The 25,236-nt window shown below is 72.1% G+C and carries 21 protein-coding genes and 1 pseudogene; 10 read left to right on the top strand and 12 right to left on the bottom strand.

Annotation, left to right across the window (positions count from 1 at the left end; translation table 11 throughout):
• Positions 1-117: 117 nt before the first annotated feature.
• Both QF035_RS55915 and QF035_RS34925 read left to right on the top strand, forming a co-directional pair.
• A complete protein-coding gene (locus QF035_RS55915; RefSeq protein ID WP_373466781.1) occupies positions 118-2,049 on the top strand; it encodes a winged helix-turn-helix domain-containing protein in 1,932 nt (643 codons plus the stop codon).
• Positions 2,046-3,515, top strand: a complete 1,470-nt coding sequence (locus QF035_RS34925) for a sensor histidine kinase (protein ID WP_307524619.1) — start codon at positions 2,046-2,048, stop codon at positions 3,513-3,515. The genes QF035_RS55915 and QF035_RS34925 overlap by 4 nt, the downstream gene beginning before the upstream one ends.
• Positions 3,516-3,706: 191 nt before the next feature.
• Here the strand turns inward: QF035_RS34925 and QF035_RS34930 are convergent, their stop codons facing one another.
• The 6 genes from QF035_RS34930 to QF035_RS34955 form a co-directional block, all read right to left on the bottom strand.
• Positions 3,707-4,474 carry an SDR family NAD(P)-dependent oxidoreductase gene (locus QF035_RS34930; protein WP_307524620.1) on the bottom strand — a complete coding sequence of 256 codons (768 nt, stop codon included), beginning with the start codon at positions 4,472-4,474 and terminating at the stop codon, positions 3,707-3,709.
• A 49-nt stretch (positions 4,475-4,523) separates the two neighbouring features.
• Positions 4,524-5,879, bottom strand: coding sequence for an MFS transporter (locus QF035_RS34935; RefSeq protein ID WP_307531655.1), 1,356 nt, complete (start codon positions 5,877-5,879; stop codon positions 4,524-4,526).
• Positions 5,880-6,048: 169 nt separating this feature from the next.
• The gene (locus tag QF035_RS34940) at positions 6,049-6,633 is read right to left on the bottom strand and encodes a TetR/AcrR family transcriptional regulator (protein ID WP_055616745.1); all 585 of its coding nucleotides are present in this window, start codon (positions 6,631-6,633) and stop codon (positions 6,049-6,051) included.
• A gap of 81 nt (positions 6,634-6,714) precedes the next feature.
• On the bottom strand, positions 6,715-7,074 hold the full coding sequence (nirD, locus tag QF035_RS34945; RefSeq protein WP_307524623.1) for a nitrite reductase small subunit NirD: 360 nt from the start codon (positions 7,072-7,074) through the stop codon (positions 6,715-6,717).
• Positions 7,071-9,668 (bottom strand): nitrite reductase large subunit NirB, encoded by a 2,598-nt coding sequence (nirB, locus tag QF035_RS34950; protein ID WP_307524625.1) that lies wholly within the window; start codon positions 9,666-9,668, stop codon positions 7,071-7,073. The genes nirD and nirB overlap by 4 nt, the downstream gene beginning before the upstream one ends.
• A complete protein-coding gene (locus QF035_RS34955) occupies positions 9,669-10,937 on the bottom strand; it encodes an NAD(P)/FAD-dependent oxidoreductase (protein ID WP_307524628.1) in 1,269 nt (422 codons plus the stop codon). It lies immediately after the preceding gene.
• A gap of 378 nt (positions 10,938-11,315) precedes the next feature.
• On the opposite strand from QF035_RS34955, the gene QF035_RS34960 reads away from it, so the two are divergent.
• The 4 genes from QF035_RS34960 to QF035_RS34975 all read left to right on the top strand — a co-directional run bounded on the left by QF035_RS34960 (position 11,316) and on the right by QF035_RS34975 (position 14,470).
• Positions 11,316-11,555 carry a hypothetical protein gene (locus QF035_RS34960; protein ID WP_307524630.1) on the top strand — a complete coding sequence of 80 codons (240 nt, stop codon included), beginning with the start codon at positions 11,316-11,318 and terminating at the stop codon, positions 11,553-11,555.
• A gap of 45 nt (positions 11,556-11,600) precedes the next feature.
• Positions 11,601-12,899 carry a sensor histidine kinase gene (locus tag QF035_RS34965; protein ID WP_307524631.1) on the top strand — a complete coding sequence of 433 codons (1,299 nt, stop codon included), beginning with the start codon at positions 11,601-11,603 and terminating at the stop codon, positions 12,897-12,899.
• A 39-nt stretch (positions 12,900-12,938) separates the two neighbouring features.
• Complete coding sequence (locus QF035_RS34970) at positions 12,939-13,589, top strand: response regulator (protein ID WP_055616750.1); 651 nt, start codon at positions 12,939-12,941, stop codon at positions 13,587-13,589.
• A gap of 95 nt (positions 13,590-13,684) precedes the next feature.
• Positions 13,685-14,470, top strand: coding sequence for a sulfite exporter TauE/SafE family protein (locus tag QF035_RS34975; RefSeq protein ID WP_307524633.1), 786 nt, complete (start codon positions 13,685-13,687; stop codon positions 14,468-14,470).
• 32 nt (positions 14,471-14,502) lie between these two features.
• Here the strand turns inward: QF035_RS34975 and QF035_RS34980 are convergent, their stop codons facing one another.
• Positions 14,503-15,105 carry a class F sortase gene (locus QF035_RS34980; RefSeq protein WP_307531657.1) on the bottom strand — a complete coding sequence of 201 codons (603 nt, stop codon included), beginning with the start codon at positions 15,103-15,105 and terminating at the stop codon, positions 14,503-14,505.
• Between the two features lie 219 nt (positions 15,106-15,324).
• Complete coding sequence (locus QF035_RS34985) at positions 15,325-15,849, bottom strand: hypothetical protein (protein WP_307524635.1); 525 nt, start codon at positions 15,847-15,849, stop codon at positions 15,325-15,327.
• A 328-nt stretch (positions 15,850-16,177) separates the two neighbouring features.
• Here QF035_RS34985 and QF035_RS34990 point away from each other — a divergent pair, with 328 nt between their 5' ends.
• Positions 16,178-16,819, top strand: coding sequence for an NADPH-dependent FMN reductase (locus QF035_RS34990; RefSeq protein ID WP_307524637.1), 642 nt, complete (start codon positions 16,178-16,180; stop codon positions 16,817-16,819).
• Between the two features lie 13 nt (positions 16,820-16,832).
• Here the strand turns inward: QF035_RS34990 and QF035_RS34995 are convergent.
• Positions 16,833-17,760, bottom strand: a pseudogene (locus tag QF035_RS34995) (aminoglycoside phosphotransferase family protein).
• Positions 17,761-17,816: 56 nt separating this feature from the next.
• Positions 17,817-18,950, bottom strand: coding sequence for a serine/threonine-protein kinase (locus tag QF035_RS35000; RefSeq protein ID WP_307524639.1), 1,134 nt, complete (start codon positions 18,948-18,950; stop codon positions 17,817-17,819).
• Positions 18,951-19,208: 258 nt separating this feature from the next.
• Between QF035_RS35000 and QF035_RS35005 the strand changes: the two genes are divergently transcribed.
• Complete coding sequence (locus QF035_RS35005) at positions 19,209-20,372, top strand: AAA family ATPase (RefSeq protein WP_307531659.1); 1,164 nt, start codon at positions 19,209-19,211, stop codon at positions 20,370-20,372.
• Between the two features lie 28 nt (positions 20,373-20,400).
• Entirely contained in the window at positions 20,401-22,125 is a 1,725-nt protein-coding gene (locus tag QF035_RS35010; RefSeq protein ID WP_307524641.1) for a VWA domain-containing protein, read from the top strand.
• A gap of 18 nt (positions 22,126-22,143) precedes the next feature.
• Here QF035_RS35010 and QF035_RS35015 read toward each other — a convergent pair whose 3' ends face one another.
• Complete coding sequence (locus QF035_RS35015) at positions 22,144-22,572, bottom strand: VOC family protein (RefSeq protein WP_307524642.1); 429 nt, start codon at positions 22,570-22,572, stop codon at positions 22,144-22,146.
• 336 nt (positions 22,573-22,908) lie between these two features.
• The gene (locus QF035_RS35020) at positions 22,909-24,552 is read right to left on the bottom strand and encodes a M4 family metallopeptidase (RefSeq protein WP_307524643.1); all 1,644 of its coding nucleotides are present in this window, start codon (positions 24,550-24,552) and stop codon (positions 22,909-22,911) included.
• A gap of 227 nt (positions 24,553-24,779) precedes the next feature.
• Between QF035_RS35020 and QF035_RS35025 the strand changes: the two genes are divergently transcribed.
• Entirely contained in the window at positions 24,780-25,193 is a 414-nt protein-coding gene (locus tag QF035_RS35025) for a gamma-glutamylcyclotransferase family protein (protein WP_307524644.1), read from the top strand.
• Positions 25,194-25,236 lie beyond the last annotated feature (43 nt).

Raw genomic sequence — 25,236 nt, forward strand, 5'->3', positions numbered from 1 at the left:
TGAGCAGCCGGTCACATTACCTCCGGTATAGGCGACGTGCCCATGACGGCTCTTGTAGCGTGTCCCCTCCACGGCACGGAATTCGTGCTGTCCGGATTCATGGGGAGAACAGGACCTATGGGCGTACGAGTGCTGCTCATCGAGGACGACGAGACGATCGCCGAGCCGCTCGCCGAGGGTCTGGGCCACTTCGGGCTGACGGTCGACCACGTCTCGACCGGCGCCGCCGGTCTGAGAGGGCCGTACGGCGATGTCGTCCTGCTCGACCTGGGGCTGCCCGACATGGACGGTATCGACGTGTGCCGGGGGATCCGGCAGTACTCCGACGTGCCCGTCATCATCCTCAGCGCGCGCGGCGAGGAGGCCGACCGCGTTCTGGGTCTGGAACTCGGCGCGGACGACTATCTGGCGAAACCTTTCAGCCTGCGCGAGCTGGTGGCTCGGATACGGGCGGTGACGCGACGCACCCAGCAGGGCCGTGGCCTCCAACCCGGCCTGGCCGAGGGCGAGTTCATGGCGACACCGCCGGGCGGGACACCTGTGGTGGGCCCGTTCGGCACGGGTCCGCTCGGCGCGAGCCCCCTCGGTACGGGTCCGCTCGGGTCGGGGACCCTGGGCGCGGGCGTGCGGGTGAGCGGCCTGCTCGGCGACGGGGCGCCCGCCGCCGGAGGGACGCTTGGTTCGGAGGCTCCGGGTGCCGGGTCTTCGGATGCCCGGTACTCGGGCGCTGGCTCGTCCGACTGGCGGTCCCGCTCCGAGGGGGCGTACGAGTCGGGGTCCTCTACGAGTGCCGGGTCCTCCGGCGCCTGGTCCCGGGACGCGGAACCTCGGGACGAACCCCTGGCCGCGGGCCCCCGGGACGAACCCCTGGCTGTGGAAACCCGGGCCTCGGAACGCCGGGAGGACAAGCCGTTCAGGGGCGAGTCGTTCGGCGGCGAACCGTTCGCGGGTGAGTCGTTCTCGGCGGGGGCGGACCTGCCTGGGCAGGACACCCACGGGCGGGATACCGCTCGACGCGACCCCGCAGGGTGGGGCCCCTCCGGGCGAGGCGGCTCTGAGACGGGCAACACCGGGCGAGGCGGGGCCGGTTCGGGCGAACCGGAGCGGGCCGCCGCGGGGGCGGATGCCGCGTCGGGCGCGCGGTCCTCGTACGACCGGACCGATGGCACCGGGGCGCGGTCTTCGTACGACAGGAGCGACGGTACTCGCGCGAGGTCCTCTTACGGCCCGTCCGGAGCAACTCGCGCGCCGGACTCGTACGACTCCGCCAGGGGCACCCGTGCCCCGGACCCGTACGACCTGTCGTCCGGCGGCTCCCGTTCCCCCGACGCGTACGACCCCCGCGCCCCGCATGATCCCCACGATCCCTACGACCAGTCGTCGCGTTCCTTCGAGGCCGGGTCGGCCTTCGAGTTCGCGCCGCCGGTTCCGGCCGGGCGGCCTCGGCGGGCGGCGTCTGCCGGACCCGTCGAAGGGGTACTCGATGCCGAGCCGGATCCGGTCGCCGGGACGCCGCCCGCCCCCGGCCCCCTCGTCGTGGACCGCCGCACCCGGCAGGTCTGGGTCGGGGACTCGCCGGTCTCGCTGACGCCGAAGGAGTTCGAACTGCTCGCGCTGCTCACCGAGGACCCCGGAGCGGTCTACTCGCGGCAGCAGATCCTGGACCGGGTGTGGGACCCGCACTACCAGGGCCCGACCAAGACGCTGGACGTCCATGTGGCCACGCTGCGAAGGAAGTTGGGGAACCCGGCCTGGATCCAGACCCTGCGCGGGGTCGGTTTCAGACTGGCCGTGCAGAACCGGCCGCCCTCGGCGGGCGGAGCCTCGGGCGGAACCCTGGGCGGGGCGACGGGCGGCTCGTACGGGGAACAGCCCGGCAGACCGACCGGCTCGTACGACGCATCCGGTTCGACCGGCTCGTACAGTACCTCCGGCTCGTACAGCGGCTCCGGCTCGTACGGATCGTTCGAGTCGTTCGAGTCGAGCGGCGCGTACGACGACCTCCCGGACGGCGGATCCCACGAAGCCCGGCCGGCGGCCTTCCGGTGACGCGTCGCCTCCTGCTCAGCTATCTGAGTCTCGCCGTGCTGCTCCTGCTCTGCCTGGAGATCCCGCTGGGGTTCGTGTACTCCCGGGGTGAGCGGGAGCGGGTCACCAACATGGCGAAGGACGAGGCGGAGTCGGTCTCCGCGTACGCCTCACTGGCCCTTTCCATGGGCGGCCGCGCGGGGGAGGACCTGCCCGGCAGGGTGAGCCGCTGCGCCGAGCGCATCGGCGGGAAGGTGGTGATCGTCGACCGGTCGGGCGCGCTCGTCACCAGCTCGCACACGCTGTCGGCGACGGAGACCCAGGGCCTCGCCGCCCGTCCCGGGATCGCGGCGGCGCTGCGGGGAACCGCGACGCAGGACGTCCGCACCTCCACCATCGGAGGCGTCCAGTACCTGTCCGTCGCGGCGCCGATCGCGCACGGCTCGTACAAACAGGGCGCTGTGTGGATCACGCTGCCCACGCAGATGGTGCATGCGCGGGTGCACCACGTCTGGCTGCTGCTGGCCCTCGGCGGGCTCGCGGCCCTCACCGCCGTCGCGGTCATCGGCTTCGCCATCGCCCGCTGGACCGGCCGACCCATCCGCGAACTGGAGCTCGCCACCCACGAGTTGGCCGACGGCGGCCCGTCCACACCGGTGGCGATCACCAAGGGGCCGCCGGAGGTACGGAGTCTCGCGGCGACCTTCAACCGTACGGCCGCCCGCCTCGAACACCTCCTCGCCTCCCAGCGCGCCTTCGCGGGCGAGGCCTCGCACCAGCTCAAGACGCCCCTCGCCGCGCTGCGGCTGCGCCTGGAGAACCTGGAGCCCGACATCGCCCTGAACGCCCGGGGCAGTCTGACCGCCGCGATGACCGAGACCGACCGGCTCGCCAGGATGGTCGAGGGGCTGCTGGCGATGGCCCGGCTCGACGAGAGCGCGGCGGTGCGCGAACAGGTGGACCTGGACCGGGTCTGCGCGGAGCGGCACCGGGCCTGGGCGCCGATGTTCGAGCAGCACGGCGTACAGCTCGTGCTGCTCGGCGACTACGGCGGACCGGTCCTCGCCCTGCCCGGCGCGGTCGAGCAGATCCTGGACAACCTGCTGTCCAACTCCCTGCGGGTGTCGCCCCGTTACTCCACGGTGTCCATCGACCTGCGCAGGCCCGAGACCCACGAACGCCGCTTCGGCCACCGACCGGCGGGTCCGGCCCGCGTCGAACTCCACGTCACCGACGAGGGCCCCGGCATGACCGAGGAGCAGCGCCGGCGCGCCTTCGACCGCTTCTGGCGCGCTCCCGACGCGCCCAAGGGCGGTACGGGTCTGGGGCTGGCCCTTGTCCAGCGCCTTGCCCATGCGAGCGGGGGTGACGTCCTGCTGCGTGCCGGTGCCTCCGGCGGGCTTGACGCGGTGGTTCGGCTGCCGCCGGGCGGCACTCCGGGGGTGCCGCCGAGACCGCTGGAGAGCGCCGCTCAACGGGTGTTCTGAATGTGCGGGCCGGTGGGGGCCGGTCGCGCAGTTCCCCGCGCCCCTGGAGACGAAAGCCGGGGCTGCGCCCCCGTCTTTCGTCTTTGGGGCTTTGGGGCTTTGGGGCGATAGCCCCTTGCCTCTAAGGGGCGCGGGGAACTGCGCGACCGGCCCCCACCGGGCCCGCACCCGACGTCATCGCGTCTCGCCCCCTACAACGACGCACCCCCGTCGATCACCAGGTCCGTGCCGACCACGGACGCCGCCGCGTCGGAGGCCAGGTAGAGAACGGCCTCGGCCACCTCCTCCGTCGAGGAGACGCGGCCGAGCGGTGACTCCTCCTTCATCCGGGCGGCACGGTCGGCCTCGGTCTCGCCGGGTCGCAGGGACATGGTGGTCGCGGACGCACCGGGGCTCACGGCGTTGATACGGATGCCGTCGGCGACGTGGTCGAGCGCGGCACCGGCGGTGAGCGCGGACACGGCGGCCTTGGATGCCGCGTACGCGGTGGTGTTGGGCCACTGCTTGTGCGCGCCCAGGTTGGAGGAGACGTTGACGATCGCGCCGCCGCCCGGTTGGGTCCGCATCTGCCGGACCTCGGCCTGCAGGGCGAGGAGTACACCGGTGAGGTTGATGTCGAGCAGGGTCCGCCAGTCCTCCTCGGGGAGGTCGGCGACGGGCTGTCCGCCGCGGAAGACGCCCGCGTTGTTCACGGCTATGTCGAGAGAGCCGAACCGGTCGACGGCCGTGCGGACGAGTGCCTCCACGTCCGCCGGGCGTGCCACGTCGGCGACCTGCGCGACCGCCGTGCCACCGGCCCGTTCGGCGAGGGCGACGGTCTCGTCGAGCGCCGCCCGGGTACGACCCGCCACGACGACGGAGGCCCCTTCGGCGGCGAACGCGAGCGCGACGGCCCGCCCGATGCCGGTTCCGCCTCCGGTGACGAGGACGGTGCGGTGCGAGAAGCGGGTGCGGTTCATGAGTGACTCCCTTTGGGGCATGGTGAGTTGAGGAACGAAGAAGCGAGGATCAGGCGAGTCGCAGGGCCAGGGCCGCGGTGCCGAAGAGGGCCGCGGTCACCGCGAGACTCGCCGTGTCGCCGCCGACGCCGAGCAACAGGGCGAAGACGACGGTCGGCCCGGTCTCCATCGCCGTGTTGTGCACCCCGCCCGCGAGCCCGGTCCGTTCCGCCGGCACCCGGTCGGTGGCCAGCACGGCTGCCCCGGCGAAGGAGGCGGCGACCCCGGTGGCCAGCAGGACGAAGCCGGGGAGAAGCCCGTACGCGTACGGGACTGTGTCGTTCACTCCGAGGAGCGAGAGGAGTACGAGACCCACGGCGCCGACGGCCAGCCCGGCACCGGTGACGACGGGCGCCCCGTACCGGCCGATGAGCCGCCCCGCCACCCGGCCCGACGCGAGGAGCGCCAGGGCGAACGGCACGAACGCGGTCGACGTCCGCAGTGCCGACCAGCCGCGTTCGTCCTGAAGGTGGAGCGAGAACAGCACGAAGACGGTGGCGGCCCCGGCCGCGGTCAGTGCGGTGGCGGCGAGCCCGAGCGCGCGCCGCCTGTCGAGCAGGAAGCGGGGCGGCAGCAGTGGATCGGGCACCCGCCGCTCGACCCCGACGAACATGGCCAGGAGTACGACTCCGGCGACCAGCGGCGCCAGCACCCGGCCCGAAGTCCAGGGCCACGCGTCGGTGAGCACGAGCCCGTAGCTGGCGGAGGCCAGCCCGGCGGTGGCCAAGAGCGCGCCGCGCAGGTCGAGACGGGGGCGGCGGGCCGGGTGCTCGGGCCCGCCCGTCCCGGAGTGGGGCCCGGTCGTCGTGGGCAGCACCCGGGGGGCCAGTGCGAGCGCCGCCACCGTCACGGCGAGTGGTACGGCGAAGGCCCAACGCCAGGACAGGAGTGCGGAGATGACGCCGGAGAGCAGATTGCCCGCTGTGGCGCCGAGGACGGACAGACCTCCCCAGGTGGCCATCGCACCGCTGTACGCGGCGGGGGAGGGGAACACCGTCCGCAGTACCGCCATCGCGGCCGGGGCGATCAGGGCAGCGCCCGCACCCTGGGCGAGCCGGGCCGCGAGCAGAGTGCCGTACCCGGGAGCGAGCGGGGCGGCGACCGACGCGAGCCCGAAGACCAACAGCCCCGCAGTGAGCGCCCGTTGCCCGCCGTACCGGTCGGCGAGCCGTCCCCCGAACAACAACAGCCCGGCGAACGTCAGCCCGTACGCCGCACTGAGCAGGATCAACTCCTCGCGCCGCACCCCGAATTCCACCCCGATCCCCGGCAACGGCACAGCCACCGCGGCCAAGGTGAAGATCAGAGTGACCTGCACCCCACCGAGCAACACGAACGCGCCCCGGCTGGAGCGAGGAGGCGCCATTGTCACGGCCACAGGTTCCCCCTAATTAGACCGATCGTTTCAATATAAGAGCAACCGAAACGCGCCCCTCAAGGGGCGCGGGGAACTGCGCAATCTTTTAGGGGCGCGAGGAACGGCGCGACAAAGGCCCCACGGCCCCGCAGGCGACAACGGGCCAGGACGCGCCGAATCAATCCAGCAGGGTCAGAGCCTGCTCGGCCGCATCCCGAACCCGCCCGGGCTCCGCCGACACCTTGCCGACCACGCGAAGCCCCTGCATCAGCACCAGCAGCATGCGGGCCAACGCCCGAGGATCCCGATCCTCCGCGAGCTCCCCCTGTGCCTGCGCCCGCACGAGCGCCGAGTGCATCAGCGTCTCGACGTGGTCCCAGCTGAGCTCCACGAGGCGGGCCGCCGCCGTGTCGTGAGGTGCGAGCTCGGCCGCAGTGTTGGTGACGAAGCAGCCCGCCCTCCGGCGGGCATCGTCCGTCGCCTCGGCGGCGAACCGCCGCACCGTTGCCCGCACGGCGGGCAACGCGGCCCCTGCCTGTGACAACTCGTGCAGCATCAGCGCATCGCGCGACTCCCCGTACCGGTCGAGCGCCTTCAGATACAGCTCGTGCTTGTTGCCGAAGGTCGCGTAGATGCTGGCGCGCCCGATGCCGAGATGCTCGACGAGGTCCGCCATCGACGTCGCCTCGTAGCCGCGCCGCCAGAACAGCTCGAGGGCCGACTGCAGCGCGGCGTCCGGATCGAACTCCTTGGTCCTGGCCACGTACCGCAGCCTAGGCCTTTCTGAAACGATCGGTCAATATGAACTCGGTGTGGGCCGGATGGAACCCGGTGCCAGGGCGGCCTATCGAGCCCGCACCTCGTACGTCGCCACCCTCACCGTCTCGTCGTCCAGGCACTCGCCCGACTCCAGGTCGAAGCGCTGCTTGAGGAGGGGGGAGGCGACGAACGGGCGGCCCTGGTGCGTGCCCGTGAGTCCGCGGGAGAGGACGGCCGCGCCGGAGAACGGGTCGCGGTTGTCGATCGCGTACATGCGGCCCGTTCGGTCCAGGAAGAGCGCGACCTGGTGGCCGTCCGGGAGCAGTGCCGCCACCCCGCGGCCGGGCATCAGTACGGCCAGGTCGCAGACCGTGAACCAGCCGTCCGACAGCCGGAGTTGGACCGTGGTGGCCGTCGTCGTGGTCGTCTCGGGGGCCAGGGTCATCGCTGGGCGCTTCCTTCCAGGGGGCGCGTGCCGATGGTCAGCAGCGGCAGGTCGGGCTTGATCTGGTCGCGCTCGGGGACGAAGCCGACGACCGGGTCGGGCGTGTCCGGCGCGTTCACGAAGGAGACGAAGCGGGAGAGCTTCTCCGGGTCGTTGATGGTCTCGGCCCACTCGTCGCGGTAGTTCGCGACGTGCGCCGTCATCAGGGACTCCAGCTCCTCGCACATGCCGAGCGAGTCCTCCACGACCACCTCGCGGATGTGGTCGAGGCCGCCGGGGATCCGCTCCAGCCAGGTCGAGGTGCGCTCAAGACGGTCGGCCGTGCGGATGTAGAACATCAGGAAACGGTCGATCAGGCGGATCAGTTCGGCGTCGGAGAGGTCCTGGGCGAGCAGGTCGGCGTGGCGCGGGGTCGCGCCGCCGTTGCCGCCGACGTACAGGTTCCAGCCGTTGGCGGTGGCGATGATGCCGAAGTCCTTCGACTGGGCCTCGGCGCACTCGCGGGCGCAGCCGGAGACCGCCGACTTGAGCTTGTGCGGGGAGCGCAGACCCCGGTAGCGCAGCTCCAGGTCGATCGCCATCCGCACCGAGTCCTGGACGCCGTAGCGGCACCAGGTCTGCCCGACGCAGGACTTGACCGTCCGCAGCGACTTTCCGTACGCGTGCCCGGACTCGAAACCGGCGTCCACCAACCGGGCCCAGATCAGCGGGAGTTGCTCGACGCGTGCGCCGAACATGTCGATCCGCTGACCACCGGTGATCTTCGTGTAGAGGCCGAAGTCCCGGGCCACCTCGCCGATCACGATGAGCTTCTCGGGGGTGATCTCGCCGCCGGGGATGCGCGGCACGATCGAATAGGAGCCGTTCTTCTGGAGGTTGGCGAGGAAGTGGTCGTTGGTGTCCTGGAGCGAGGCCTGCTCGCCGTCCAGGACGTAGCCGTTGGCGCCGATCGTGGGCGCCAGCGAGGCGATGATCGAGCCGACCGCGGGCTTGCAGACCTCGCAGCCGTCGCCGTCCCGGGCGCCCTCACGCCCGTACCGCTCCAGGAGCTGCCGGTACGAGGTGATGCGCAGGGCGAGGACGATCTCGTACAGCTCCTCGCGGGTCTGGGAGAAGCAGCCGCACAGGCCCTTGTCGACCTCGACGCCGTTCGCCTCCAGTTCGGAGGTGACCAGCTGGCCGAGGACCTTGACGCAACTGCCGCAGCCCGTACCGGCCTTGGTGCACTTCTTGACCTCGGGCACGGTCGTGCACTGGTGGTCGGTGACCGCGCCGCGGATCGCGCCCTTGGTGACGTTGTGGCAGGAGCAGATGATCGCCTCGTCCGGCAGCGAGGACGGGCCGAGCTGGACGGGCGCGCCGGCGCCGGCCGGGAGGACGAGCTGCTCCGGGGCGATCGGCGGGACCGAGCCGGTGAACGCGCGCAGCGTGCCGTACGCCTCCGCGTCGCCGACCAGGATGCCGCCGAGCAGTTCGCCGTTCCGTCCGATGACCAGCTTCTTGTACGTGCCGGAGCGGGAGTCGGAGTAGACGACGTCGAGGCAGTCCTCGGTGGTGCCGTGCGCGTCGCCGAAGGACGCCACGTCGACGCCGAGCAGCTTGAGCTTGGTGGAGAGGTCGGCGCCGGTGAAGGACGCCTCGTCGGTGGCGATGGTCGCGGCGGCCGTCTCCGCCTGCTCGTAGCCGGGCGCGACCAGGCCGTACACCCGGCCGTCGGCCGCGAGCGCGCACTCGCCGATCGCGAACACATGCGGGTCGTTGACGGTCCGGCACTGTTCGTCGACCGTGATGCCGCCGCGCTCGCCGACCGTCAGACCGCAGTCGCGGGCGAGCTGGTCGCGGGGGCGGACACCGGCCGAGAAGACCACCAGGTCGGTGGCGAGTTCGGAGCCGTCGGACAGCTTCATGCCGGTCACGGCACCCGAGGCGTCCGTGACGATCTCCTGCGTGCCCACACCGGTGTGGACGCTCAGGCCCATGTCCTCGATGGTGCGCAGCAGGGCCGCGCCACCGCCGTCGTCGACCTGCACCGGCATCAGGCGCGGGGCGAACTCCACGATGTGGGAGGTGAGTCCGAGCCCCTTGAGCGCGCCGGCCGCCTCCAGGCCGAGCAGACCGCCGCCGACCACGGCACCCGTCGTCGCCCTGGACTTCGCGTACTCCTCGATCGCGAGGAGGTCCTCGATCGTGCGGTAGACGAAGCAGCCCTCGGCGTCCTTGTTCGGCACCGGCGGCACGAAGGGGTACGAGCCGGTGGCGAGGACGAGCGTGTCGTAGTCAACTGTCAGGCCGGAGCGGGCCGTTACCCGCTTCGCGGCCCGGTCGACCGTCTCGGCCGGGTCGCCGATGTGCAGCTCGATCCCGTGGTCCTTGATGAACTCCATGTCCGTCATGGACAGTTCCTCGGGCGTGGTCCCCGAGAAGTACGAGGTCAGCTGCACGCGGTCGTACGCGGGGCGTGGCTCCTCGCACAGCACGACCACGCGGTGCGTGGCGGTCAGGCCGCGCTCGGCGAGCGCTTCGAGGAAGCGCTGGCCGACCATGCCGTGGCCGACGAGCACGATCGTGGGGGTGCCCCCCAGGGTGGCGGTCATTCAGGAGCCTCCATCGTTGGTGAGCAGGTGGAGCAGGGGGCCGCCGTCGGAGGGCAGCGGCTCTGCTCCCTCCCAGGCGCGGGCGAGCGCGCCGACGGTGCCGAGCTCGCCGACGAGCACCCCGCCGACCAGGCGGTCGTCGCGGACGACGACCTTGCGGTACGTGCCGCGGGTGGCGTCGGCGAGCTGGATGACGTCGTCGCCGGGGAGCGGGGTGTGCTCCCCGAAGGCGGCGAGGTCGAGAGGGGTGCCGGAGGCGAGAGCGGGGCGGGCGAGGGTGAGACGGGTGAGGGCGCGGGTGCCGGTGTAGCCCGCGGGGGCCGTACCCGAATCCGCAGCCGGGTCCGCACTCGCGTCCGCCGCGGCCAGCAACTCGGCCAGGACATCGGCCTGTTCGAGGGCGGGCGCGGCGAGACCGTAGACGTTTCCGTCGTGCTGGGCGCAGTCGCCGATCGCCCGGATGTGCGGGTCGGAGGTGCGCAGCTCGTCGTCGACGATGACGCCCTTGTGCACGGCGAGCCCCGCGGCCTGGGCGAGGCCCACCCGCGGGTGCACCCCGCAGGCCAGTACCACCAGGTCGGCGTCGAGCGCGTACCCGTCGGCCATCTCGACCGAGCGGACCGCGCCGCCGACGCAGCGCACATCGCGCACCCGGCACTCGGTGTGCACCTCGACGCCGAGGTCCTTGAGGTGCCGGAGCACCAACTTGGACGCGGACGGGTCGAGCTGACGCTCCATCAGCCGCTCGGACTGCTGGGCCAGCACCACCTGCGCGCCGCGCTCGGCGAGCGCGCGGGCCGCCGAGACACCGAGCAGTCCGCCGCCGATGACGACGGCCCGGGTGTCCGGCCGTACGGCCTTGGACAGGCCCAGGCAGTCGTCCATCGTGCGGAACGCGTGGACGCCTTCGGGCAGTTCGTGCCGGTCCGGGCCGAACAGGCCGCGCAGGGGCGGAAGGACCGGGTTCGAACCGGTGGCCAGGACCAGCGTGTCGTATGCGATCACCGAGCTGTCGGCGAAGTGCACCTGCCGCTCCGCGCGGTCGATGTGCACCGCCCGGCCGCGGGTCAGCCGCTCGGGCGTCGGCAGCGCGATGACCTCGGGCGTGTACCGCCCGGCCAGGACCTCCGCGAGCAGGACCCGGTTGTACGGGGTGTGCTCCTCGTCGCCGACGAGCACGGCGGACATGCCGAGCTCTCCGAGCCTGCGGGCGAGCCGTACGCCCGCGAGGCCGGCGCCGATCACCACCACACGCGTATTCGAGGTCATGTATCGCAGCGTGCGGTGCCGGTGTTACCCGGTCGCATCACCTCTGTTTCCCGCGGGGAACGCTGCCCTCAGCGGGGTCGGGTCGCGGATGTGAGGGTTTTCGGCGGACGGGGCGGGGGCGCGGTGAGGTCGCCCGGAACGGGGCGGGGGTGCGGTTATCCCCACCTCCGGGTTCCGTGCGAGCACCATCGATCGCGGGCCGGGAACGAGGAAGTCTTGAGGTGCGAGGCCACCGGGCGCGGACCGCGCCCGGCGCCCTCGCACGGACAGGCACGCGCGGACACGTACGGGCGCGGACACGGACACGCGCGGTCACCTACGCACACGGACACGGACACGCGCGGTCACCTACGCACGCGGACACAAGGGGAGCGAACCATGGACACCGCCCAGCAGCCGTCCGTCCGGGACGACGCGGCCGTACGGACCTGGCAGCTCGTGCGCGAACCGTTCACCGCGCGGGCCTGGCGGCGGGTCGCGCACGCGCTGCCGGTCGGGCTGGTCGGGCTGGTCGGCGCGCCGGTGGGGCCGGACGGCGGTCATGGCTCGGCCGTGCCCTCGCCGCGTTCCAGCCGCTCCTCGCGACGACGCTCCTCGCACGACCGTAGGTTCACGTGATGCCCGACCCTGGGTTCACGTGGACCCCGACCGTAGGTTGACGACATGCGCAGACCGACCGCCGCGCTCGCGCTCGACGTCCTGAGGCGGCCGCTCGCCGCCTTCACGCCGAAGGCCCTCGCCGTACTCCTCTACGCGCTGATCGCGCTCCCGCTCGCCCTCGTCGGCTTCGTGCTCACGCTCGTGGGGCTGGTCGTCGGCGGGGCACTGTCCGTCACCACGCTGGGCCTGTGGGTGCTGGCGCTGACCGTGCGGGGCGCGCTCGCGCTCGGTGCGGCACAACGGGCCCTGGCGCGGCGGCTGCTGGGCCTGGAGATCGAGGAGCCGCCGACACCTCCCGCGCGGGGCGTACTCGGCAGACGGCGGGCCCTGCTCCTCGGCCGGGCCGGCTGGCGGGCCGTCGGCTGCGCGCTGGGCACGCCCGTCACGGCCCTCCTCGGTTACGTGGCGGTCCTGGGCGCGTACGCCTACGGGGCCCAGAGCGCCCTGCACCCGCTGCTCAAGCGCTGGAACCACCACACGGTGCGCGACGGCGACTCCGTACGGCACGTGTCGCTCGAAGTCCTCGGCGTCCAACTCGACTCCTGGCCACGGTGGTTGATCCCGATGACGGCCGGGCTCGTCCTCCTGGCCGCCGCCCCCTGGCTGCTGCGGCACGCCCTCGCCCCGCACCGCGCGCTGCTCGCCGCCACGCTCGGCCCGAGTGACGCGGAGCGCCGCATCCGCACGCTGGAGGAGACGCGCGCCCAGGCCGTGGACGACGCGGCGGCGACCCTCCGCCGCATCGAGCGCGACCTGCACGACGGCACACAGGCCCGGCTCGTCGGGCTCGCGATGCATCTGACGATGATCAGGGAACTGGTCGGAGCGGACGCCGACCGCGAACGCCTCCTCGCCGTCGTCGACACCGCGCAGGGCAATGCCAAGCAGGCCATCGCCGACCTGCGCCACCTCGTCAAGGGCATCCACCCTCCCGTACTGGACCAGGGCCTGGACACGGCCCTGGCCACCCTCGCGGCCGACAGCGCCCTGCCCGTCGAGGTCGTCACGGACATCGAGGCCCGCCCCTCGCCCGCCGTCGAGTCCATCGCCTACTTCTGCGCCGCCGAACTCCTCGCCAACGCGGCGAAACACAGCGGGGCGGCCGGCGCCACGGTGACGGTGACCGCCCGCGCCGGGCTGCTGCGGCTCACCGTCCACGACGGCGGACGCGGCGGCGCGGCGATCGGAGCGGGCTCCGGGCTCACCGGCCTGCTGACCCGCGTACGGACCGTCGACGGCACGCTCACCTGCGACAGCCCGCCGGGAGGCCCTACGGTGGTCACGGTCGAGCTGCCGTACTGAGCGGCGTTGTCAAACTGCCCAACTGATCACGGGGGTCAGATGCGCGTCGTCATCGCCGAGGACTCCGCCCTGCTGCGCGACGGGCTGGCCCAGCTCCTCCAGCTGCGGGGCGTCGACGTCGCCGCGGCCGTCGGGGACGCGGACGCGCTGCTCGCCGCCGTGGCCGAGCACCGCCCGGACGCCGCCGTCGTCGACATCCGGCTGCCGCCGACCCAGACCGACGAGGGCCTGCGGGCCGCCGTACGCCTGCGCGCGGACCACCCCGGCACCGGGGTGCTGATCTTCTCCCAGTACGTCGAGACGAAGTACGCCGCACAGCTCCTGGGCACCAACCCGGGCGGCGTCGGCTACCTGCTCAAGGAGCGCGTCGTCGACATCGGGGAGTTCGTGGACGCGCTGGAACGGGTCGCCGCCGGCGGCACCGCCCTCGACCCGGAGGTCGTCGCCCAGCTCTTCGGCGCGAGCCGCCGCGCCAACGCCCTGGACGCCCTCACGCCCCGCGAACGCGAGGTGCTCGCGCTGATGGCCGAGGGCCGTACGAACCACGCCGTCGCCACGTCCTTCGGCGTCTCGGAACGGGCCGTCGAGAAGCACATCGCCAACATCTTCACCAAGCTCGGCCTGCTGCCCTCCGACACGGGGAACCGGCGGGTGCTGGCGGTCCTGCGCTACTTGGAAACGGCGGGCTGACCCCTTCCGTCCACCGTTGCCCCGAACCTCTGAAGATCCTCAAGGTTCACAGGATTCGTGGACGGCGCATCTACCTCGTCCATAGTGTCGCGATCATGCCCGACATATCGCTGACCATGGTCGTTGTCCTGTGCCTGACCGCTCTCGCGGCAGGCTGGATCGACGCGGTGGTGGGCGGCGGCGGGCTCCTGCTGCTCCCCGTACTGCTGCTCGGGCTGCCGAACTCGGGCTCGGCCGCCCAGTACGCGCTCGGCACCAACAAGGCCGTGGCGATCGTCGGCACCACGGGCGCGGCGGTGACGTACGCGCGCAAGGCGCCCGTGGACGTCGGCACGGCCGTACGGATCGGCCTCGCGGCGCTCGCCGGATCCTCGGCCGGCGCGCTCGTCGCCGCCGGGATGAGCACCGACGTGCTGAAGCCGGTGGTCATGGTCGTCCTGCTCGGCGTCGGCGCCTTCGTGATCCTGCGGCCCGGCTTCGGCACCGCGCCCTCGACCGCGCCCGTCTCCCCGCGCCGCGTCCTCGCCGCGATCGGCCTCGCGGGCCTCGGCATCGGCTTCTACGACGGACTGGTCGGCCCCGGCACGGGAACGTTCCTCGTGCTCGCCCTGACCGCGCTGCTGCACCTCGACCTGGTGACCGCCTCCGCCACCGCGAAGATCGTCAACTGCTGCACGAACGCGGGGGCGCTCGCGATGTTCGCCTGGCAGGGCACGGTGTACTGGCAGCTGGGCGCCCTGATGGCCGTCTTCAACCTGGTCGGCGGAATGGTCGGGGCGCACACCGCGCTCAAGAAGGGCAGCGGGTTCGTCCGGGTCGTACTGCTGACGGTGGTCTTCGCGCTGGTGGCGAACCTGGCGTACCAGCAGTGGCTGGCGTGATTCACGGGTGATGTTTCCACCGGTGGCGTGATTCAGCGGCTGCCCGTCAGGTGGGCGAAGACGACCACGTTCCCCTGGTAGCCCGTGGCCTCCGAGTAGCCGCCGCCGCAGGTGATGACCCGCAGCTCCGGGCGCCGTGCGGCCCCGTACACCTTCTCGTCCGGGAAGTCCCGGGCGTCGTACACCTCGACCGCGTCGACCGAGAAGAGGGCGACCCTGCCGTCGCGGCGCTCGACCTCGATGGTGCTGTCCTTCTCCAGGGCGCCGAGACGGTAGAAGACGGCGGGCCCCTCGGCGTTGTCGACATGGCCGGCGACGATCGCGGTGCCGGTCTCGCCCGGCGCGGTACCGGCCTCGTACCAGCCGGCGACGTTGGCCCGGTCGGACGGCGGCACGTCGAGGCTGCCCTGCGGGGTGAGGCCGAGGCCCAGGAGCGGGGCGTCCACGCGGATCGAGGGGATACGGACACGGTCGGGCGCGGCGGGCGGCAGCGCGGCGGCCGCGGGCCGGTCCACATGAGCGCCCGCGCGCCCCTGCGCGGCCGAGGGCTGCGGCGGGGCATGCGTCTCGGCCCCACTGCGCAGCAGCCAGGCACCGGAGAGGAGGGCGACGAGGGTGACGGCGACCATCGACATGGTGGCGAACCGGTGCACGTACGTCTCCTCTCCTGGGGAGCTGGGGAGCTGGGGACTGGGGGCTCGGGGTGGGGGCTTGGGGGGCCGGGTTCCCGGCGCCTCCGTACCCCTGGTCGTCCGGGGCGCCCGGTCCCGCGTCCCCCTCCGGGCCGCGAGGGGCGTCGGGCCAGGAGGGGGAGGGGACGGCGGTACCGGCGGACGGACAGCGGAGGGTGTCCGTCAGATCCCGTCGCCTCTCGCCCGGCGATGCAGGAGCCAGGTACCGCCCGCGGCGGCGACGGCCAGGGCCGCCACTCCCGCCGCGGTCTGCACGGGGTCGGGGCCCAGTGCGCCGCCGACCCCCGTCTTCACGCTTCCTCTCGGGTGGACCTGCTGCCCGCTCTCCTCGGTGGAGGTGAGCGTGACCACCAGGTCGCCCGTCATCCGCTTGCCGCTCGAACAGCGCGCGACGATCTCGTACGTGCCGGGCTGGGCGGACGGCGGCACCCGGAACAGCCCGACCGCGTCGCCCTCGTGCGCGCTGGGCAGCAGCGTGAAGGCACCCGCGCCGACGGCACCGGCGTCACCCGACACCGCGTCCGCCGCACCGCACGCCGCCGTGTTCACCGTGACCTCGGCGCCGGGCGCGACCGTGGCCGGGTACAGCTCGATGGACCCCGTTCCGCCGCCGTACGCGGGGGCGGCGGCGAGGGCCACCGCGGCGACGGCGAGCGCGGTACCGGTCAGCGGACGGGCTGTGCGCATCGTTGCTTGCTCCTCCGAGAGGGCACGACCCGCGGCACCCCCATGTGCCGCTGCGTCGGTCACGCCCCTGCCCTACCGAGGAAAGTGGCAGTCGGGGACGCACGCCTCCTGATGGGGCGTCAGAAACGATGTGAACGGGTGTCAGGTGGGGACTCCGGGCGGGCCGTCCGGGGATGTTTCGGCAGGTCATCGGCGTGTCGCCACCACATCCGCAAAAAGAACCCGAACGGAACGGGCGGCGCGTGTGAACGGGTGACCGGCGCTCCCGGACGACCACCCGACCGGCCGACTTGACCTGAAGTTTGGTTGAGGTATGAGGCTGGGGCCCATGAACTCCACCACAGAGGTTCCAGTCTCCCTCGCTGCCTCCCTCCCGGCGCCCGTCCCCCTCCCCGAGCCCCTGAGGATCGCGGTGATCGTCGGGAGCAACCGGGAGGGCCGGTTCGGGCCGGTCGTCGCGGAGTGGCTGCTGGGCCGGATCCGGGACCGGGCCGATCTCGCGGTGGACGTCGTCGACACCGCCGACGTACACCTGCCGACGGCCCTCTCCCACTCCCCGTCCGCCGAGGTGACCGCCGAGCTGGGCAAGGTCACCCCCCACCTGGCAGCCGCCGACGCCTTCGTCGTCCTCACTCCCGAGTACAACCACTCCTTCCCCGCGTCCCTCAAGACCCTCATCGACTGGCACTTCCACGAGTGGCGCGCAAAGCCCGTCGCCTTCGTCTCCTACGGCGGCCTCTCGGGCGGCCTGCGCGCCGTCGAACAGCTCCGCCAGGTCTTCGCCGAACTCCACGCCGTCACCGTCCGCGACACGGTGTCCTTCCACAACGCGGGCGCTTCCTTCGACGACCAGGGCCGGCACAAGGACCCCTCGGCACCGGACGCGGCGGCAAAGGTGATGCTGGACCAGCTTGCGTGGTGGGGGCTGGCGCTGCGGGAGGCGAAGTCGGTCCGGCCGTACGGGGGTTGACCGGAACCGTGTCTCAGCTCCCGGCCTCGGACCCGTACTCGGCCAGCGCCTCCGCCACCGCCCCGTGTGCCACGGCGGCGAGTACGGGATTGGTGACCCGGTAGTGGTGCTCCGCCACCAGGCCGAAGCACAGGGCCCAGCCGCGTCCCCGGGCCCAGGTCGCGTCGTCGACGTCGGCCGCCTCGCGGAACAGGCCGCGGGTCTCGGCGGTGAAGACGGCCCAGGCGGCGAGTACGTCGGCCGCCGGGTCGCCGACGCCGAGGCCGCCGAAGTCGATGACCGCGCCGAGGCGGCCTCCGTGGGCGAGCAGGTTGCCCGGCAGGAGGTCGCCGTGGAGCCATACCGGGTCGCCGTCCCACTGGGGGAGCCGCAGGGACTCTTCCCAGGCGGCGGTCGCGAGGCCCGCGTCCAGCGTGCCGGCCGCGCCCAGGTCGCGGATCGCGGCACGGACGTCGTCCTCAACCGTCGTCGGTGAGGGGCCCGCCACGCCAGGACGGCGGCCCACCGGTGGCGTCGACCTTCCGCAGCGCCGCGACGAACCGACCCAACTCGACGGCGGCGTCGGCGAGTTCGGTTCGATCGGTGAGCGGCGCGTCGTAGATGTTGTCGCCGTCCAGCCAGCGGAACACGCCCCACGGCAGCGCGTACCCCTCGCCGGGCGCGCCCTTGGTGATCGGTACCGGCACGGCCAGCGGGAGGTGCGGCGCCAGCCGCGGCAGCCACCGCTGTTCCTTGTCCACCTGCCGGGCCCCACCGGGCAGCCGCGGCAGCCGTACGACCATGTCGTCGCCCAGCCGGTACATCGCGTTGTCGGTACCGGCCGAGCGGACCTCCCGGACGGGCAGCTCCGCCCACTCGGGGAACTGCTCCGCCACCAGTCGGCCGACGAGCGCAGCGTCGATGTCGAGTTCGTCGGCGTGCATCTTCGGACCGGAAGGCATGGGTCTCCGTAAGTCAGTCGTGGGCAGTCGTGGGCAGTCGTCGGGAGATGGTGCGGTCAGGAGGCGAAGAGATCGCGTCCGGCGCCGATCCGGTGGATCTCCTCCACCGGATACGGGGTCCGCCTGCTCTCGTCCTGGAGTGTTCGGCTGAAGTCCGCGAACACCGTGGCCAGTGGCGCGTATCGCGTCACGATCGCCGCGGCGGCATCGGGGAGTTCGGCGGGGTGTGCACCGTGGGCGCAGGCGCGGATCATCTCTTCGCGCTCGTCCCTCCCGTACGCGTAGACGGCGGTGATCAGCCATTTCACCAGGTAGGTGATCGTGTAGCAGCGGTCGTACGTCCGGTGCCGCTCGAAGAAGCGGGTGTGCTCCGGGGAGAGGCCGAACCCGGAGGACAGGGCCAGGCCGAAGTCGGCGAAGTACAGGCGTCGGCCGTCGGTCAGGATGTTCTCGAAGTGGGCGTCGAAGTGGATGAGCCCGCGCGAGTTCATGAAGGACGTGCCCGCGTGCAGGGCCTCGTCCACCCAGGAGCACGCCCGGTCCGCCGACTCGCCGCCCTCCTCGATCCGTTCGCCGAGCCAGTGGTGGAGGGTCTGCGGGACGTACTCCAGGAAGAGGGTGAGGCTCGCCGAGGCCTCCCGGAGCCCTTCGAGCCGACGGCGTACCTCCGGGCTGCCGTCCCAGAACGCGACGACCTGGTCGACGTCGGCCAGCTCCTCGGGGAGGGCCTGCGCGTCACCCGATTCGCCTGAGTTGCCCGAGCCGCTCGCGTAGTCCGGCAGAACGCGCCAGTGGTACGTCAGCGGAAAGCCCTGGAAGTCGTTCGCGAGCACCCAGTTCGTGGTCATCTCGTGCACGGCCAGTTCCTGCCAGGCTCCGAAGCCGGGCCCGCCGATGCCGTAGTGGCAGATGGCGGGCAGCCCGTAGACGTTCGCGGTCGACCGGACGTTCTCCGGCAGCGTGTCCGCCGCGGTCAGGGGCACGCGCTTGACGAAGACCTGGGTGCCGTCGACATCCAGGAGCGCCGACCGCCCGCCGATGCCGGAACCGAGCGGCGCCGCCCCGCGCACGAGGGCGTTCAGTTCGTCGTCGCCGTACTTCGCCAGGGCGGCGGAGACGGCGCTGTACGTGGCCAGGCGCGCACCGTGCGACCTGCTGGATGTGTCACCGTGGTACCGGGAATCGGGCATTGGGTCAGGGTTCCACAGGGGCACGGCCGGTGGCACCGGAAATCGCCACGGGATGATCTCGGAGCCCGGACGGCTCTATCTTGCTTGGGCAATGGGCGGAGGGGCCGCGGGCTCGGCAGCCTCAACAGGGCCGCACAGGCAAGGAGTTGGATATTGGTTATCGGTGCGCAGGACGGGCCGGACGCAGCGGATGCACCGGACCCGCAGGACGGGCCGGACGCATCGGACGCACCGGACGCGCAGGACACGGCCAAGAGGCTGCGGGCGATCGGTGACGAGCTGTCGGACCGTTTCTACGAACGGGCCGACGTGGTACGGACGTTGCTGGTGACGCTGCTCGCCGGACAGCACTCGCTGGTGCTCGGCCCGCCCGGGACGGCGAAGTCCGAGCTGGCCCGGGAGCTCACGGGCAGGTTCGAGGGGGCGGCGTACTGGGAGATCCTGCTGTCGAAGTTCACCGCGCCGACGCGGATGTTCGGCCCCATCGACGTCGCCGCGCTGGCCAGGGGCGAGTACCGCCAGGTCTACGACGGCCGCGCCACGACCGCGCACATCGCGTTCATCGACGAGATCTTCAAGTGCTCCACGGCGGCGCTGAACGAGACGCTGGGCTACCTCAACGAGCGGATCTACCACCCCGAGAGCGGCGGCGAGCCGATCCGCTGCCCCCTGATCGGGGCCATCACGGCGAGCAACGAACTGCCCAGCGGGGAGGACACGGCCGCGATCTACGACCGGCTGCTGGTGCGCATCGAGGTCGGCTACCTGGCGGACCCCTCGAACTTCGCCGCGCTGGTCCGCTCCGCCGTCAGCCGCCCGGCGGCACCGACCCGGACCACCGTCGAACTGGCCGCCTTGCAGCACGCCGTGACCGAAGCCGTCCCGGCCGTGGAGGTCCCCGACGTGATCGTGGACGCGGTGTGCACGCTGCGGGCCGCCCTGCGCCGCAAGGAACTCGTCGCCTCCGACCGCCGCTGGCGGCAGGCGGTGGGCCTGCTCCAGGCGTCCGCGTACCTCGACGGCCGCCCGACGGTCGCCGAGACCGACCTTTCGGTGCTGACCCACGTGCTGTGGGACTCCCCGGCCGAGCGCCCGACCGTCGAACGCGAGGTGCTGCAACTGGTCAACCCCGACGCCAAGGAGGCCCTCGACCTGGCCGACGACATCGAGGAACTGGAGGCCCAACTCGACGCCATGGCAGGGCAGTCCCGCGAGGCGCTGAGCGAGTGGGTCATCAAGAAGGCCCACAACAAGCTCGCCATGGCGGGCAAGCGGCTGGAGACGCTGCGCGAGGAGGCCGCGGGCGCCGGCCGCTCGACCGCCGCCATCGACCGGGTCACCGGCCGCCAGCGCGCCGTCCGCGCCCGCGTCCTCACCGAGGCCCTCGGCATGGACGCGAGCATGGTGCAGGCGCAGCTCTGAACACCGGGGAGGGATGAGGACGACGGCCATGGGTGAGACGCCGAGTGAGACGACGGGCGGGACACCGGGCACGCTCGACGAGCTGGCCCGCCGGGCCGGGAAGTGGCTGAGCCTGTCCGCCTCCGCTCCCGAGCGGCACACCGCGGCCGTGGTCGCGGACCGGTTCGACCGGATCACCTGGCGCGACACCTACGAGCAGTCGGCCGCACTGCGCGAGCTGGCCGAGGAGCTGAACGAGCGCCACGACCGCATCCACGACCACACTTACGGCCGCGCCCACGACCACACCCGAGACCACTCCCACGACCACACCACGGACCTCCTGACCGACGTGTTCCTGGCCGCCTACAAGGTCAACCCGCGCTTGCGTGAGCGCGCGGAGATGGACCCCTCCCGGCTGGCCAACCACCAGGTCATCACGTCATTGGCGGAGTCACCGGAGTTCGCCGAGCTGCGCCGGGAGACGGCCGGCGACCCCTACGCCGCCGCCATGGCCGTACTCGCCCAGGGCACCGCGCTGCGCCGGATGCTGGACCACTCCAGGGACGCCCAGGACAAGGCCGAGCAGGCGAGAAAGGCCCAGCAGGACGCCGAACACGCGGCAACCGCCGTCGCCGAGGCCCTCCAACAGGCAGCCGACGAGACCAGCGGGGCCGAGGGGGCCGACAAGGACGGCGCCCCGCCAACCCCGGCCGCCGCCGAAGCCGTACAACAAACGATCGAGGCAGCCGAAGCCTCCGAAGCCGCCGCGCAGCAGGCAGCCCAGGGCGCCGCTCAGGCCCTCGCGGCGGCAGCGCCCGGCATCCGGATCTCAGCTCGGAGCGCCGCGGCGAAGGCCGCCGAGGGCGCCCGCGCCGAGGCCGCGCTGATGCGGGCATGGGGTGTCGGCCCCGGCGAGCTGGAGCGGATGCCGTTCGACCAACGGGCCCGACTCGCCGAGCGGTTGCGCACCAGCCGTCTCGCCGAGTGGGCCGAACTCATCGGCCGTTTCCGGCAGATGGCCGACGGTGAGCGTGCTCGCAAGGTCGAGAACGCCACCGGCGAGCTGGTCGGCGTCACGCTCGGCAACGACCTCTCCCGCGTCATCCCCTCCGAGCTGGCGAATCTCGGACTGCCCGCGCTGCGTGCGGTGTTCGCCGCTCGCTACGCCGCCGGGGAGCTGATGCTCTACGACAGCCAGGGCGAGCAGACCACCGGCCGGGGCGCGATCATCGCGTGCGTGGACACCTCGCACTCCATGTACGAGGCGGGGCCCGGCGGAATCACCCGGGAGGCGTGGGCCAAGGCGTGCACCCTGGCGTTGCTCGACCAGGCCCGGCACGCGGGGCGTGACTTCGTCGGCATCCTGTTCTCCGCCGCCGACAAGCTCAAGGTGTTCCGCTTCCCGGCCGACCGGCCCGCCGACGTCGCCCAGGTCCTCGACTTCGCGGAGACCTTCCTCGGCGGCGGCACCAGCTACCAGAGGCCGTTGTCGGCGGCGGGTGCTTTGCTGGAGGAGGAGTTCAACGACGCCGCCCGTATGCGCGGCGACATCGTGATGCTCACCGACGACGACTGCGGTGTCACCGAGAAATGGATGCGCGGCTGGAACGACGCCAAGCACCGGTTGGGCTTCCGGGTCTTCGGCGTGGCCATCGGCGCCCCGCGCGTCGCGGAGGCCGACTCGGTCCTGGACGCCCTGTGCGACAACCTCCGTGCCATCGAGGACCTCACCGACGTCCACGCCGCCGCCGACCTCTTCCGCGTGATCTGACCGTCCTGGCCGGAGCCGTCAGGGACGGGCGTAGGGCCGGGTCAGGATCTCCATGTTGTGGCCGTCCGGGTCGGCGAAGTAGGCGCCGCGGCCGCCGAACAGGTCGTTGGTCCGGCCGGGTTCGGTGTGGCTGGGATCCGCGTAGTACGTGACCCCGAGCACCTCCAGACGGGCGATCATGGCGTCGAACCGGGCGTCGGGCACGAGGAACGCGTAGTGCTGGGGCTGGATCGGCCCGTCCCCGAACTCGTAGTAGTCGAGGGTCACGCCGTTGCCGAGGTCGACGGGCAGGAAGGGCCCGAACGGGGGACTGACCTTCAGCTCCAGGACCGCGGCGAGGAACTCGGCCGACAGGTGCCGGTCCGTCGCGTAGACGACGGTGTGGTTCAACTGAGCTGTGGTCGTGGGCAGTTCGGAGGTGTACGGGTTCTGCTGGTCATGTGACATCAGTGAGGTGTCTCCGGGTCTTTGGGTGCGGGTCTTTGGGTGCGCGCGTCGATGGGCGCGTGCGGACGCGCGTGGACGCTCTGGGAGATGGCGCGGTGCCCGCTCGGACGGCGCGCCTGCTGCAAAGACACGGAGAAAGGGCGGGGCTCTGGCCCGCCTCGCGCTCACGCCGAGGCCGGGAACCCCACTCGTGCATGGCCCAAGGCCGACCCGGCAGTCACCCGACCGACCTTAGTGTCGGGCCGGGGGCGGGGCAACGCGGTTTCTCGGCCGAGCCCCCCAGTGGGCTCCCACCTCTTACCGCGCTGCCCCGCCCCCCGTTCCACGAGCCCGGTGTCAGTTCACGGACACCGCCGACCAGGCCGCCCCCACCGCCCGGTACTCCGCGCTACCCGCCCCGTACAGATCCTTCGCCGCGCTCAGCGTGGCGACCCGCGCGCCCGCGTACTTCGTCGACGACGTCATGTAGACCGTCAGCGCCCGGTACCAGATCGCGCCGAGCTTGGCCTTGCCGATGCCGGTCACCTTCGCGCCGTTGCAGGTCGTGCCGTTGTGGGCGACGCCGCCGATGGTCTTCGGGCCGCTGCCCTCCGCGAGCAGGTACGCGAAGTGGTTGGCGACGCCGGAGGAGTAGTGGACGTCCAGGTCACCGACCGTCGAGGTCCAGCAGTCCGCGGAGTTGCCGTCCTTGGAGGGCTGGTCCATGTAGCGCAGGGCGGAGCGGCCGAAGCCGGACTTCACGATCTTCTCGCCGATCCGCCAGTCCCCGGGGTCGGCGGGGTTCTTGGCGTAGAACTCCACCAGCGTGCCGAAGATGTCCGACGTCGCCTCGTTCAGACCGCCGGGCTCGCCCGAGTACGTCAGCGCGGCCGTCTTGGACGTCACGCCGTGGGACATCTCGTGCCCGGCCACGTCCAGGGACACCAGCGGTCCGAAGGTCTTCCCGTCACCGTCCCCGTACGTCATGCAGAAGCAACTGTCGTCCCAGAACGCGTTGTTGTACGCGCTGCCGTAGTGCACCCGGTTGAACGAGCCCTTGCCGTCGCCCGCGATGCCGGTGCGCTTGTGGACGTTCTTGTAGTAGTCCCAGGTGGTGTCGGTGCCGTACTGCGCGTCCACCGCCGCCGAGGCGCGGCTCGAAGTCGCCCCGGTTCCCCAGTGGTTGTCGGCGTCGGTGAGGACGGGTGCGGGGGCACGCTGGTAGCAGATGATGAGGATGCAGGAGTCCGTCTTGTTCTTGGTGTCGCCCGTGTATGTGTTTCCCCGTGTGGGGTCGGAGAGTCGGTACGTGGAACCGGACCGCGTCGTCTGCAGCGGGACCTTGCCGCTGTAGAGGGAACGGCCGTCGCCGGTGGCCGTCTCGATGCTGTCCCAGGCGTCGATCTGCTTGCCGGTCACCGCGTCGGTGAGGACCACGCGGGCGACGGGGTTGCCGAGCGAGTCCTTGCCCCCGGCCTCGGTGCGCCAGGCCAGCTTCGGAGTGCCGTGCAGGGCGTCAACGACCAACTGGGGCTTGGCGGTTATCTTGCGGAGCGTCTCGCCGACGTTCGCGAGACGCAGCGCAGCGGCGGCCAGGTCGGCGGCCTTCGGGGCGGACACCGACGGCGTGATGCTCGCGAGGGAGAGCGGACGAGTGGTGGCACGGTCGGTGGACCGGTAGGCACCGGCCGCCGTCATGTGGACCACGAAGTCGCCGCCCAGCACGGGGAGTTGGTGGTACGTCCGGTCGTAGCGCACATGCTGGGTGCCGTCCGCGTCGACGACCACGTCACGGGCCCTGGTGCCCTGCGCTGAGGTGAGGCCCAGCCGGGCGGCCTGGTCGGCGAGCACCGCCGCCGCGTTGCCGAGGACGGTGTCCCGGGTAGGTCCGTCGGCCGTCACCGCGCTCGGGGCCAGCGCCCCCGCCAGCAGAGTGGTGGCCGCCGCCGACATACCGACGGTGGCGAGGCGCGAGCCTCGGATGTGCCGTGTCCGACTCATCGAACTCCTCGGGAAGGCACGCGAAACGCGTGGTGGTGGGGGGAGTGGGGAGTGGCTGGTGGGGGTGTCCGCACAGTTCTAGGTGGCCCGGACCTGGCATGTCCATAGCGGACTGCCGGGGGATGTGTGAGGGGTGAGAATCGTTTCTGCAAAGGTCAAAGGTCCGGGCACGCCAGGAGAGGCCGGCGGGAGCAAGCCCGGAGACGCTGGGGAGAGGAGACCACCGGGTGAGCGGCCGACTGCCCTTCTTCGTCTACGGGACCCTGCGCCCCGGCGAGCACAACCACGACCTCTTCCTGCGCGGCCGTACGCGCTCGGAGGTGCCGGGACGACTCACCGGCGCGGTGCTCTACGAGGGGCCGGGCTACCCGTACGCCGTCGAGGAACCCGGCGGCGTGGTGTGCGGGGAACTGGTCACGGCCGACCCCGACCAGTACGGCCAACTCCTCGGCGCCCTCGACCGGTTGGAGGAGTACGCCCCGGGCGACCCCGCCAACCTCTACGAGCGCGTGGCCAGAGAGGTGACCCGCGAGGACGGCACGGACGTACGGGCCTGGGTGTACGTGGCGGCCCCGTCGGTCGCGGCGGCGCTGCGGGCGCGGGGCAGGCGCATCGACGGGGGCGACTGGCGGACGCGCTGAGGCGGGGGATATATGACGCGGAGAGGCCCGGGTCCAGGCTCTC

This window comes from Streptomyces umbrinus (assembly GCF_030817415.1).
Classification (GTDB): domain Bacteria; phylum Actinomycetota; class Actinomycetes; order Streptomycetales; family Streptomycetaceae; genus Streptomyces; species Streptomyces umbrinus_A.